Source organism: Neobacillus novalis NBRC 102450 (genome assembly GCF_001591805.1).
In the GTDB taxonomy this organism is placed as follows: Bacteria; Bacillota; Bacilli; order Bacillales; family Cytobacillaceae; genus Neobacillus; species Neobacillus novalis.
Map to the genome: position 1 here is coordinate 81,606 of NZ_BCVP01000004.1, position 13,279 is coordinate 94,884.

Annotated in this window: 10 protein-coding genes; 3 read left to right on the forward strand and 7 right to left on the reverse strand. The window is 40.9% G+C overall.

The window, feature by feature from the left end:
• Nucleotides 1–65 precede the first annotated feature (65 nt).
• From BANVL01_RS02670 to hemE, 7 genes are all read right to left on the reverse strand, one after another.
• Nucleotides 66–1,628: a fatty acid--CoA ligase family protein gene (locus BANVL01_RS02670; RefSeq protein ID WP_066084192.1), complete on the reverse strand. Its 1,563-nt coding sequence runs from the start codon at nucleotides 1,626–1,628 to the stop codon at nucleotides 66–68.
• Between the two features lie 145 nt (nucleotides 1,629–1,773).
• Nucleotides 1,774–2,763 (reverse strand): lipoate--protein ligase, encoded by a 990-nt coding sequence (gene lplA, locus BANVL01_RS02675; RefSeq protein WP_066084191.1) that lies wholly within the window; start codon nucleotides 2,761–2,763, stop codon nucleotides 1,774–1,776.
• 16 nt (nucleotides 2,764–2,779) lie between these two features.
• Entirely contained in the window at nucleotides 2,780–3,514 is a 735-nt protein-coding gene (locus BANVL01_RS02680; RefSeq protein WP_066084190.1) for an MBL fold metallo-hydrolase, read from the reverse strand.
• 116 nt (nucleotides 3,515–3,630) lie between these two features.
• Nucleotides 3,631–5,784, reverse strand: coding sequence for a YhgE/Pip domain-containing protein (locus BANVL01_RS02685; RefSeq protein ID WP_066084188.1), 2,154 nt, complete (start codon nucleotides 5,782–5,784; stop codon nucleotides 3,631–3,633).
• Nucleotides 5,785–5,997: 213 nt separating this feature from the next.
• Entirely contained in the window at nucleotides 5,998–7,440 is a 1,443-nt protein-coding gene (gene hemY, locus BANVL01_RS02690) for a protoporphyrinogen oxidase (RefSeq protein WP_066084184.1), read from the reverse strand.
• A gap of 35 nt (nucleotides 7,441–7,475) precedes the next feature.
• Nucleotides 7,476–8,411 (reverse strand): ferrochelatase, encoded by a 936-nt coding sequence (gene hemH, locus BANVL01_RS02695; protein WP_066084181.1) that lies wholly within the window; start codon nucleotides 8,409–8,411, stop codon nucleotides 7,476–7,478.
• A gap of 157 nt (nucleotides 8,412–8,568) precedes the next feature.
• On the reverse strand, nucleotides 8,569–9,615 hold the full coding sequence (gene hemE, locus BANVL01_RS02700) for a uroporphyrinogen decarboxylase (protein WP_066084180.1): 1,047 nt from the start codon (nucleotides 9,613–9,615) through the stop codon (nucleotides 8,569–8,571).
• 221 nt (nucleotides 9,616–9,836) lie between these two features.
• Between hemE and BANVL01_RS02705 the strand changes: the two genes are divergently transcribed.
• The 3 genes from BANVL01_RS02705 to BANVL01_RS02715 all read left to right on the forward strand — a co-directional run bounded on the left by BANVL01_RS02705 (nucleotide 9,837) and on the right by BANVL01_RS02715 (nucleotide 13,265).
• Nucleotides 9,837–10,334 carry an antibiotic biosynthesis monooxygenase family protein gene (locus BANVL01_RS02705; RefSeq protein WP_066084177.1) on the forward strand — a complete coding sequence of 166 codons (498 nt, stop codon included), beginning with the start codon at nucleotides 9,837–9,839 and terminating at the stop codon, nucleotides 10,332–10,334.
• 163 nt (nucleotides 10,335–10,497) lie between these two features.
• Nucleotides 10,498–11,895 (forward strand): hypothetical protein, encoded by a 1,398-nt coding sequence (locus BANVL01_RS02710; RefSeq protein WP_066084172.1) that lies wholly within the window; start codon nucleotides 10,498–10,500, stop codon nucleotides 11,893–11,895.
• Nucleotides 11,896–12,086: 191 nt separating this feature from the next.
• Entirely contained in the window at nucleotides 12,087–13,265 is a 1,179-nt protein-coding gene (locus tag BANVL01_RS02715) for an amidohydrolase (RefSeq protein ID WP_066084168.1), read from the forward strand.
• Nucleotides 13,266–13,279: the final 14 nt, after the last annotated feature.

Here is a 13,279-nt window from a genome sequence, read left to right on the forward strand (position 1 = left end):
CTTCAGTAACTAAATTCTAAAAAGGCAGGCTAAATGCCTGCCTTTTACTTTAAAAATTTTTATAATTATTTTCCTACAGCTTGGGTAACCTGTGCTTTAAGGGCACGTCTTAAGATTTTCCCTGTCGTGTTCTTAGGAAGTTCCTCTAAAAACTCAATCGTGGTGGGAACTTTATACTTAGCAAGGTGCTCCTTACAATATTCGAGGACTTGCTCCTTGTTAAGTTCCGGATTTTTTCTGACAACATAGGCATTTACTGCTTCACCTTGGTTAGGGTCTGGAACACCAACAACAGCGACTTCAACCACATCTGGATGATTGTAGATGACTTCTTCAACTTCACGTGGATAAACATTATAGCCGCCAACAAGAATTAAATCCTTTTTACGATCGACAATATAGAAATATCCTTCTTCATCCATTCTTGCCATATCACCGGTATGAAGCCAGCCATTGCGAATAGCTGCGGCAGTTTCCTCCGGCATTTTATAATAACCCTTCATCACATTTGGACCGCGGACAATTAGTTCACCAACTGCGCCGACAGGAACCTCTTCCCCTAATTCATCGACCACTTTATTCTCCACTCTTAGTATCGATGTGCCAATTGAGCCAGGCTTGCGCGGACGGTCAAGCGGGTTAAAGCTTGTGACAGGAGATGCCTCGGATAGCCCATACCCTTCAGAAACCAACACATTAAATTTCTGTTCAAAATTCTTTAATAAAGCGACAGGCATCGAAGCCCCTCCTGAAATGCACAAACGCAGAGATTTTAGGTCATCAGGATCGCCTTCAGGATATTGATAAAGGAAATTATACATCGTCGGGACGCCGGCAAAGACTGTAGCTTCATAGTCTTTGATAAGCGTAAAAATTTCCTTAGGACTAAATTTCGGCACAATTAACATCGTTGCACCGCTTAATAACGGTGCATTTAGGGATACCGTTAAGCAAAAGACGTGGAACATCGGCAGCGCCGTAACAACCCTATCTCCATTATTCATTTTTAAATATTCGCTGACATCCTTGGCATTGCTAAATAAATTCTTATGGGTTAACATCGCACCCTTTGGTTTTCCGGTTGTTCCGGAGGTATAAAGAATAATCGCGGTATCATCTTCCTTTAGATCTGGGCCTTGGAAAGATAATTCCCCTGCTGCAATAACCTCTGAAAACGATTTCATTTTTGGATAGACTGTAAGATTTTCAATTTCTAATTGGACCATACTGGTTGGCGTTGTTTCACAAAATACATAATGCTCTACTTTAGGCAGGAGCGTATGCACTTTTTCCGCCAATGGAATCGCTAAGTCGAGTGCTACTACCGTTTTCACATCGCCGTTATTTAGAATATAGCCAATTTCATCTGGTGTGTAAATGGGATTTACGGGAATGACGGTTACCCCTAGCCGCAGCGCCCCATATAAGCTAATCACAAAATGCGGTGAGTTCCCCAATAATAAGGCAATATGATCCCCTTTTTTGACCCCTAGTTTTTCAAGGCCTGAAGCGAATTTTGTAATCGCCCCATCTAATTCTGCATACGTACTCGCTTGACCCATAAAATAATACGCCGGTTTATCAGCAAATTTCTTAGCTGTTTCATGAAGCTGTGATGATAGATTCATGGTCTCCCTCCCCTAGTGAATGAATACTCATTCATAAATTCGTAAAAATTTTCTAAATATATTATATTGCTAGAATCTTAAGTTTTCAAGTATGATAAATAAATTTACAGCAAAAAACACGGTGTATGCACCGTGTTTTTGTCACTTAGTAAATTAAGTTAATAAATTCTTCCTTAGTGATTTTCCCAAAATAATGGCTTGTATCAATTTCTGACAGTGCCTTTTCGATTTCGCTTTTTTCATAGCGAATGTCCTTTAACCGGTTTTCAATTTCACTGACATCGCCGACACCAAAAAAGTCGCCGTAAATTTTACAATTCTCTAAAATTCCTTTATTTACTTCTAGACGAACATCGATGGAGCCTACTGGGAAACGATGGGAGTGCTGGAGATTGAAATTGGGTGATTTCCCATAATTCCATTCCCAGTTGCGGTAGCGTTCTTTAGAGAGCTGATGAATCTGTTCCCAATCCTCTTCCGACAGCACGTATTCTGATATTTGCTCTTGCCCATCGAAAATGTATGTTAGCAGCAGCGTGCGGAACTCTTCTATTTCGATTTTTTCAGTTAGGAACTCGGAAATGTTAGCCACTCGGCTGCGAACTGATTTAATTCCTTTCGATTCAATCTTATCTTTTTTCACTTTTAACGCTGATACAACATTCTCTATTTCTGAATTGAGCATTAGGGTGCCATGACTGAACATTCTTCCCTTTGTTGAAAATTGCGCATTTCCAGAAATCTTTCTTCCTTCAACCTCAATATCATTTCTGCCGCTGAGCTCTGCATTTACGCCTAATTTATTCAGTGCTGCAATCACCGGCTCCGTAAATTTACGGAAATTATGAAAGCTTTCCCCATCATCCTTCGTAATAAAACTAAAATTCAAATTGCCAAGATCATGGTATACCGCTCCACCGCCAGATAACCTGCGAACAACGTGAATCCCATTACTCTCTACATACTCAGTATTAATTTCTTCAATTGTGTTTTGATTTTTTCCAATGATGATCGATGGTTCATTTATGTAAAATAATAAATACGTTTCATTGATATCAAGATTTTTCAACGCATATTCTTCAATTGCCAGATTAATACGTGGGTCGGTGATGCCTTTATTATCGATAAATAACATTGTATTCTGCCCCTTCTTATAGTGAAATTGATAGAAACTCTTCTGCAAGTTTAATTATACCAGTATATTCGCCCGAGGCCTCACTAATTAAATCAGATAAATTCCCGTAATGGGGAAGATGGGTGAGAATTACCTGTTTAACAGCTGCTGTTTCTGCCAATTGACCTGCCTCTACACTGTTCATATGTCCAGCTGACTTGCCGTTTTGATAACCGTAGAAATTGCATTCACAAAGTAAAACATCGGAGTTCCGGCAGAATTCAATAAACTCCTCTTTAAAGGAACTATCGGCCGTGTACACAATCGCTTTCCCGCCTGCTTCAATTCTCATCGCATAACATGGGACAGGATGATTTGTTTTTAAAAACGAAACTTGGAATGGGCCTATCGCAAGTGTACTAGTGGGATCATAGGCAACCCCTTTTGTGATATTTTTATAAGTTAATTTGGCAAATTCATGTTGGTCAAATTCATGGCCATATAGCGGTAATGTTGGGAGTTCCTTGCCTAAAAAGCCTTGAATCAGTCTAGCATGCTGCAGAACACCGATATCTGCGATGTGATCAGGATGGTAGTGGGAAATGATGACGGCATCCAGTTCTTCTGGCCGAGTTATATTTTGCAATTTAGAGAGAACTCCGCTGCCGCAATCAATTAGTAATTGAAAGCCCTCATGTTCTAGTAAATAGCCAGAGCTTGCTGCATTCTGTTTCGGGTATCCACCCCAAAAACCAATTATTGTAAGTTCCATGTATACTCCTCCATCTCAAAAGACGCTCTCTTTAATATACTCAAAAATGGTTTACATTTCATGGTTAATCAAAAAACAGTAAAAACCAGCCGAATCATGACGGCTGGTTCAGAAACTTATTCACTTACTAAATGGTTATTTTGATGTCTATATCTAATTGTAAAATACGTGATGGTAACAATGGCGAATGCAACCAGGAAGCTCGATAGAATCATAAAATTTTGCCACATGAAGCTAAAATCGCCGCTTGAAATTACCGCCTTAAAGCCCTGAACAGAATAGGTCATTGGCAGGAATGCGTTAAAATGCTGTAAGAAGTTTGGAATTAATTCAAGCGGGAATGTTCCTGCACTTGTTGTTAATTGAAAAATTAGAATAACAATGGCAAGAAAACGCCCAGCATCAGCAAATACCGATACAAGAAGTTGAATTAACGCGACAAAAGTTAAACTTGTAATGATTGAGAACAAAATAAAGTTCGGTATACTTTGAACCTCAAGACCTAACCCTGCAAGAAGAATAATGTCGGCAACGATCGCTTGGATAATCCCAACACCGGCCATTATCGAAAACTTGCTAATAAACCAGTTAAATCCATTTGAAGGCAAGACCGCCGTATCACGAAGCGGAAAGACAATCGATAACAGCAGTGCACCAACAAACAAGCCAAGTGAAAGGAAGTATGGTGCAAATCCGGTACCATAGTTTGGCACATGATTTATTTTTTCGTTAGCAAGTTTTACAGGATCTGCCATCATATTATAGGTTTTATCATCAGAATGAACCTTTGAAGCCTCTTTTGCCCCATCTGATAGCTTATCAGCCAACTCTTTGGCACCATCTGAAAGTTTTGTCGTTCCGTCTTTTAATTGGTCCGAACCATCAGCCAATTGCCCTGCTCCAGATGTAATAGCTGAGGCACCTGCTGTTAATTGGTTCATCCCGGATGAAAGATCGCCCACACCGTTATTTAATTTGGTTGACCCTATATATAGATCATGGATACCTTTTTGTAGTTCCTGCTGACCACCATTGATTTTACCAATACCGTCAATCAATTGATCAAAATAAGGGTTTGTTTGTGCTGTAATTTTATCTTTCAAGCCATTCGATGATTCAGCTAATTTTTCATCAACCCCTGTTTTGAATTGATTAAAGCCTGCATCAAGTTTAGGGCTTAATTCTGATAAAATTTGTTGCTGCAACTGTTCTTTCGTTGGTGCATTTTTTTGCTCATTAGCCATTATTCCTTTTACTAGTGCCGGGTCAACCTTGTTATCAATTAAGGTTTGAGCTAATTTCTGCATTTTTTCTGTTTCTTCTGTTATCGTTTGTTCTGCAATTTGTGCAGCTAACATCCCGGATATTTGTGACTTAAACTGATCAATGCCAATGTTTAGTTCCCCAACACTTCCGGTTAATTCTTTTTCAATTCCAGCGGCAATCCCTGCTGGAAGGTCACGTTTTAATTGTTCGGCACCCGAGTATGCCTCTTTCGTACCAGCAATAAGCACTGGCAGATTAGCATCTGCTATTGCTAACCCGTTTTGCAGTTCCTTAGAGCCTGCAGCAAGTTTAGTTGAACCTGCATCCGCTGTTTTCATCCCATTGTTAAATTCAATCGATTTCTTAGCCAGCGTCGTAAGACCTTCATTTAAATCCTTGGAGCCTCTATTTAAATCAACTGAGCCGTCACTTAATTGACCTGCACCATCGCTTGCTTTTACAACGCCGTCAGCAAGCTCGGTAATTTTATCAAACATCGTTTCAGCATATGTCTCGGTTACCTTTTCAGCAACAGCTGTTTTAATCTTTTCTGCTGCTGTCCCGCCAATTTGCGCTGAAAGGAAGTTATAGCTCTCGTTTGGCGTATAAATCAGTTCTAGTTTTTTCGGCTTTTCATCCAATAAGGTGGTGGCGTTCTTGGAAAAATCCTTTGGAATTTCAATGACCATATAATATTTTTGGTCTTTTAGCTTATTATAGCCTTCTTCTTTATTAACAAATTCAAAACCAAAGTCCTTGCTTTTCTTTAGCTTTGCAACTAAGTCATCCCCCAATTTAAGGTGATTGCCATCAAGTGTTGCACCTGTGTCTTGATTCACAATCGCAACTGGCAGTTCGTCAAGTTTGTCATACGGATCCCAAAATGCCCATAAAAACATCCCGGCATACATAACTGGGACAAACATTACGGCAATAATGGGAATAAGCACTTTTTTATTTTTGAAAATCGTCAATAGCTCTTCCTTTAATAAAATGTTTTTCATCCCTAAATACCTCCTCATATATTATTGACTATTTTGTTCAATCGGTCATTCTTCCCCTAAAAATAGGGATTATCTTGAGTGATAATCCTTAAAACATACGCAGTTAGCTTGACATAAAACATCCTTAAATGACCATATGGACATTTCAGTCAGTTAATACTTTAAGAGTATACATCCATTTTTATAAGTTGGCAAGAAAAAAAGAAGCTGTAATCAGTGAACAGCTTCTTTTGAAATATTCTTCACTTTTAAGTAATCGAGTATGTTCTGGACGGCTGCCTCTCCTTGATCAATACAATCGGGAATGCCGACGCCTCCATAAGAAGAACCAGCTAAGAAAACCCCTGGTAACTCTGCTTTTACTTGCCCTAAAATGGATGTCAGCCGTTGTTTATGTCCAACGGTATATTGCGGCATCGAATTATTCCAACGAGAAACAAGCGAAAATTCAGGATTCATCGTGATATCCATGGTTTTCTTTAAGTCATCGAGCACAATTTTAATGATTTGATCATCTGAAAGGTCGACAATCGTTTCATCACCTGCTCTCCCCACATAACAGCGGAGTAATACTTTCCCTTCTGGAGTGGAATGAACCCACTTTTTATGTGTCCAAGTACAGGCAGTGATGGAATAATCGCTGTTTCTTGAAACAACAAATCCTGTGCCGTCAATATCTTTCTTTATTGCCTCCTTCGGAAAGGCTAAAGCTACTGTAGCAACGGATGTTGATGGAACGGATTTAAATGGATCAAAAAGGCTATATTCAGAGAACATCATTTGCGTTACCTTGTGAGGGGTGGCGGCAATTATACAATCTGCCTTTACCGTTTCCCCATTATTAAGGTAAATTTCATATTTTTGCTGTACCTTGGTAATCTTGTCAACACGGTGCCCTTTTAAAATCGATTTAGCATCCAGCTTTGCTTCTATCGCTTCCGCGAACGATTGAAGACCGCTTTTAAAGGTTAAAAAAGCACCTTTTGTTTTTTCCTTAGTCTCAGGCTTTTTAGGTTGTGTTGGGGTGGATCTTTTCATTCCCATGATCAGGCTTCGGTATTTCTGTTCCACCTCGTAAAATTGCGGGAACGTGGACATTAGGCTCAATTGGTCAATATCACCGGCATAAATACCTGATAATAACGGTTCAATTAAATTTTCAACCACCTCATCGCCCAATCTTCTTCTAAAGAATTCGCCTAATGATTGGTCTTTTCCACTTTCTGACCGGGGTAGAATAAAATCAGCCGCAGCTCTTAGTTTACCGGGAACGGAAAAAAGACCTGTGGTGATAAATGGCCCTATTTCCGTTGGAATGCCCATAATCGAACCACCGGGCATAGAATGCAGTTTCTCATTAACAAGAACATACGATTTACCCGTGGAATTAGGAATTAATTGGTCATCCATCCCAACTTCCTTTGCTAGTCGTATGATACTTGTTTTTCGCGCCAAAAATGAATCCGGGCCTCTTTCTATCGTGTATCCGTCGCGAACGACGGTCTGCATCTTTCCTCCGAGACGGTGTGATGCTTCTATGAGTTGAATTTCGATCGGTAATTTATGTTCCCGGATTGTTTTTTGAAGATAGAAAGCCGACGCGAGCCCTGTTATTCCTCCTCCAATAATGACAACCTTTTGTTTTTCTTCCGTCACGGACGTCACCTTCTTTCATGTATTTCCTACAAAGTTCATTCCACTGCCATTTTAAGAACGACAGCTGCCAAGCAATCAATAAATTCTTCCTTTGCATTCGGCATTTCTGGACGGTAGTAGCTTGCTCCTATTTCGTCCGTCACATTTTTACATTCAAAATCATTATCATAGAGCACTTCAAGGTGGTCACAGACAAACCCGACAGGCGCATAAACGAATGCCTTATAATGATGCTCTCTAAATAAATCCCTTGTTAAATCCTGAACGTCTGGGCCGATCCAAGGCTCAGGAGTATTTCCGGCACTTTGCCAGCCAATTTGGTAATTCTTTATCCCCGCCTGTTCAGCAATTAAATCAGCCGTTTCCTGAAGCTGTTTTGGGTAAGGGTCTTGGAATTGTAAGATCTTTTCGGGCAGGCTGTGTGCAGATACAATAAGGAATGCTTCATCCTTTTCTTCTACCGGCATCTGTTCAAAGATATGTTTCACTTTTTCTGCCCAATAGCTAATAAATTTTGGTTCCTGATACCAGCTTTCAATTGTTCTTATTTTTAAGCTGCCGCCCAATTTTTCTGCTTCTTCCAAAGCTCTGCCGTTGTACGATTTTACACTAAAGGTTGAAAAATGCGGCGCAAGGACGATACTTACAGCCTCTTCAATCCCGTCCTCGTGCATTTGTTTAACAGCATCTTCAATGAATGGTTCGATGTGTTTTAACCCTAAATACATTTTAAATTCGATTTGATCTTGAATTTTATTTAAGTGCTCTTCAAGCTTCTCCGCCTGGTCCAGGGTGATTTTTGCAAGAGGAGAAATCCCGCCGATTGCTTCGTAACGACTGCGAAGCTCGTCAATCATCTCTGGAGTTGGTTTCCGACCATGACGAATATGCGTATAATATCTCTCTAAATCCTCTAATTTATATGGAGTTCCGTAAGCCATTACCAGCAGGCCTATTTTCTTTTTTGTCATCTATCTTGCACCTCATTTTTAAGTCTCTTCGCGTTTGCTTTTTTAGGTAAAAAAGGGCCATTTTCCTTATCCATGCTAATGACCCTTCAAAAGCAGCTCATTCTATTGTGCCAAAAAACTGGACCGCTTACCAATTTTAACACTTGCAGACGAGCACCTAGCGGCTTAATTTGGAGGCAGAATACTCATGAATGAATGAAGCTAATCTTTTCAACGTTTCTGGTTTAACAGATGGGAATACCCCGTGACCTAAATTAAAGATATAACCGTCTTGTGCCATGCCTTGGTCTAAGATTGCTTTTGTTCTTTCCTCAATGACCTCCCAAGGAGCTAAGAGAATAGCAGGATCAAGGTTGCCTTGAACAGTTTTATGAATGCCAAGTGCTCTTGCCTGGTGAATTGGCAGGCGCCAATCTAACCCGACGACATCGATAGGAAGGTCATTCCATTCTAATGCCAAGTGGCTTGCGCCAACGCCGAACATTATTAAAGGAACATTTTCTTCTTTTAATGACGCAAAGATTCGATTCATAATAGGCTTAATGAAATAACGGTAATCCTCGACATTTAAGGCACCAACCCATGAATCAAAAATCTGGATTGCTTTTGCGCCAGCCTTTATTTGCGACTTCACGTATGTAATAACCATGTCGCCTAGTTTATCCATTAAGGCAAACCATGCTTTCGGCTCTGTGTACATGAAGGCTTTTGTCTTATTGTAGTTTTTTGAAGGGCCGCCTTCAATCATATAGCTGGCAAGGGTAAACGGCGCCCCTGAAAAACCGATTAATGGTACATTCAATTGCTCTTTCGTCAATAACTTGATTGTGTCTAATACATACAGAACATCTTCTTCCGGATGTAGTTCTGTTAACTTTTCAACATCGGCTAGTGATTGAATTGGATTGTCAATTACCGGTCCAATTCCACCCTTTATTTCCACATTCATCCCCATCGCTGGCAGTGGAGTCATGATATCTTTGTAAAGAATCGCTGCATCCACGTTATACTGCTCAACAGGTAAGCGTGTTACGTACGCACATAGCTCAGGCTGATGTGTAATTTCAAATAATGAATACTTTTCTTTAATTTCCCGATACTCCGGCTGTGACCGCCCAGCTTGGCGCATATACCAGACAGGTACATGGTCTGTTTTCTCTCCTCTGGCTGCTTTTAAAAATGTTTCATTAATTGTTCTAGTCATGAATAAAATCCACCTTTCAAAGACATGTCTGTTTACCATTTTAATATATAAAGCGTAAATTTAAAAACTTTCGCTAGTTACAAACTCTCTCCACTATATCGATTAATCCTATTTGTGTATAGCTAACGATAATAACTGTCAAAAAACTTTCAAGAGTTTCAACTTTTAACACAATGGGGAGTATAATATAAAAATATCAATTTAGAGGGGGGAACATGCAAATGAACATCTTTTTGACCGCAGGAACGTTCGATTTTTTAAAAAAGATGGAAAACAAATATCCAGAAGAAGTAATGGTGACAATGATCAATCAGAATGGAGCCTTATTACTTCATGAAACAAACGGGAAAACCTTATTTAAAGAACCGCGCCGCTATGAAGTGCTGGAAGCAAGCGGTGAATTAAAAAAAGAGGGCTTTGCGGTCATGAACCATATTCCTGTAACAGAAGAAGGACGCCCAGTATTTGAACATCAAATGAAAAATAGTGCCGGAAAAGTGGAGAATCAGTTAGGGTTTATTTCTTTTCGAGTGCTCCGCCCGTTATCTTCCAATACATATATCATCATTTCGGTCTGGGAAAATGAACTTTTTCTTCAAAAGTGGCAAAGCTCTGAGTCCTTTTTTGGAGCCCACCAAACTAAAGCTTTCGTGAATAACCTGCAGCCAAAGATTTTCGAAAGCGGCTCATACGTAAGCAAATATACGATAACCGAATAGGCTTTGTTATCACTGAATGGAGTAAATTACTCCATTTTTTTAATATTTTTCTAAAAATATTTCTTTCTCCCTCCTCACCACTTGTTGTAATTTTCATATTCTGTATTACATCCAAACAGGGCGAATGCCCATGTTCCTTGGATAGTAGAGAGGAGGAAAATGCATGATTGTCGAGCTTACTGCTCTTCATTGGATATATGTAGTCTTTATTGCGCTTATTATCGGGGTTATGATTATGCGACGCGACACAACGATTGTTTGTATTGCTGGGATATTCTTAATTGCCATTACGGCCACCGGGAGTTTAAGTCATGCCATTAGCAGTATCTTCAATAGTTTCAGCTACGCCATTACTGAGTTATTATCTACTATTCTCGTGATTTCCATCATTGTCGCCATGAGCAACACGTTGACAACAACCGGGATCAATGATGTCATGATTTCCCCTTTTCGAAAATTAATCCGTAACCCTACACTTGCTTATTGGACAATTGGGATTCTGATGATGGTCATTTCCTGGTTCTTCTGGCCTTCACCCGCAGTAGCGTTACTGGGAGCTGTCCTTCTTCCGGTTGCGATTAGGGCAGGACTTCCAGCACTTGGTGTAGCGATGGCGATGAACTTGTTCGGACACGGGATTGCCTTATCGGGAGACTTTGTAATCCAAGCGGCACCAAAACTGACGGCTGATGCGGCTGGACTTCCTATCCAAGACGTTATTAATGCCAGCATCCCATTAGTATTTATTATGGGCCTTGTGACAACCGTTGCTGCCTTTTACTTTTTAAAAAGGGATATGAAGCGCGGTGTTCTAAAAACGACAGCGGCAGTTGAATCGAAGTCACCGACAGAGGTTTCCAACCTGCCGGAACTTTTATCCACCATCCAAAGACGATTCTTCGCTATCCTCGTTCCCTTATTATTTGCTGCTGATGTGGCTGCCATGTCAATCCTCGATTTAGCAGGCGGGGATGCAACTGCATTAATCGGCGGCACCTCGATTCTGATTCTTTTATTGATCACATTAACAAGTCACAAAAACAAAGGACTTGAAAAAACAACTCAGTATTTAATTGAAGGGTTCACCTTCGGATTTAAGGTATTTGGTCCCGTCATTCCAATCGCCGCTTTTTTCTATTTAGGTGATTCCGGATTCGGAAAAATTATTGGCGAGTATTTACCAAAAGCTTCGCAAGGAATCGTCAATGATTTAGGTGTTGCCCTTGCAGGCGTTGTTCCTTTAAGCAAAGCTGTTGGAGCTGTTACTTTGACAACGGTTGGTGCTATTACCGGACTAGATGGTTCCGGATTTTCGGGAATTTCCCTTGCCGGATCGGTTGCCAGTTTATTTGCAGTCGCGATTGGCAAAGGTGCTGCCACTCTGACAGCGCTTGGGCAAATAGCCGCTATTTGGGTAGGCGGCGGTACACTCGTCCCGTGGGCGTTAATCCCAGCAGCCGCAATCTGTAACGTCGACCCATTCGAACTCGCAAGACGAAACCTTGTGCCAGTTATGATTGGCCTCATTGTAACCACAATAGCAGCGATGGTTTTAATCTAATTTTTAATGCGGCTGACTTTGTCAGCCTTTTTTAGACGATAGGAACGTATAACTTTCCCATCAGGCATAAGTGCAACTACGCCTCATGAACCGCATAACGGCTCGCCAATCGGCGAGTTTTCTAATGTCTTAATTGAAGAAAAATGTTAAAATAGTTTGAATATACTATTAAACAGTTGGGGGGATTATTAATGCTAGACAAGTTGTTTTCTAAATTAGAAGCTTCCTATGAAGATATGGTCGCTATCCGCAGATACCTGCACCAGCATCCGGAATTATCCTTTCAAGAAGATGAAACGGCGAAATATATCCAATCCTTTTACGAAAAGCTAAATATAGAAGTAAAAGGGAACGTGGGCGGCAATGGCGTAGTTGCACGGGTGTATGGCTGCAAGCCGGGTAAAACAGTTGCATTGCGGGCAGACTTTGATGCATTGCCCATCCAAGATGAAAAGGATGTTCCCTACAAATCATTAGTGCCCGGCGTTATGCATGCCTGTGGGCATGACGGACATACTGCAACCCTTCTTCTGCTCGCTAAAGCATTAAATGAACTTAAAGACGAGCTTGAAGGAACTTACGTCTTTATACATCAACACGCGGAAGAATATGCACCAGGCGGGGCGAAACCAATGATTGAGGACGGCTGTTTAGATGGTGTCAATGTCATTTTCGGCACCCATTTATGGGCCGGAGAACCGACTGGGACAATCCAATATCGAACAGGCCCAATTATGGCGGCGGCTGATCGCTTTGAAATTGAAATTCAAGGCCAAGGCGGACATGGGGCCCAGCCTCATAAAACGAAAGATGCGATTGTAACCGCCTCACAGCTTGTAGTAAATCTCCAGCAAATTGTTAGCCGCAGAGTCAATCCCGTAGAATCTGCCGTCGTTACGGTCGCCTCCTTTACGGCGCAAAATGCCTTCAATGTGATTGCCGACAAGGCCAAGCTTGTTGGAACCGTCCGGACCTTTAATGAAGAGGTTCGAACATTCATTGAGGAGGAAATTGAACGTATGATTCATGGTACATGTTATACGTCCAACTGCACCTATAGCTATGATTTTGTGAGAGGATACCCAGCAGTTGTTAATCATGCAAAGGAAACTGAGTTTTTAATCGCCTGCACAGAAGATGTTGCTGAGGTGAAAACAATCGAGGAAACTGAGCCGCAAATGGGCGGCGAGGATTTTGCCTATTATTTAGAAAAAGTTCCGGGAACATTCTTTTTCACTGGTGCCAAACCGCTTGGTAACGCCGGAGGGTATCCACATCACCATCCCAAATTTGATATCGATGAAAACGCGATGTTAATTGCTGCAAAAACATTGGGAACAGCAGCAATTAAAATTCACGGAGCTGGATAATAGTAAATCCCCTG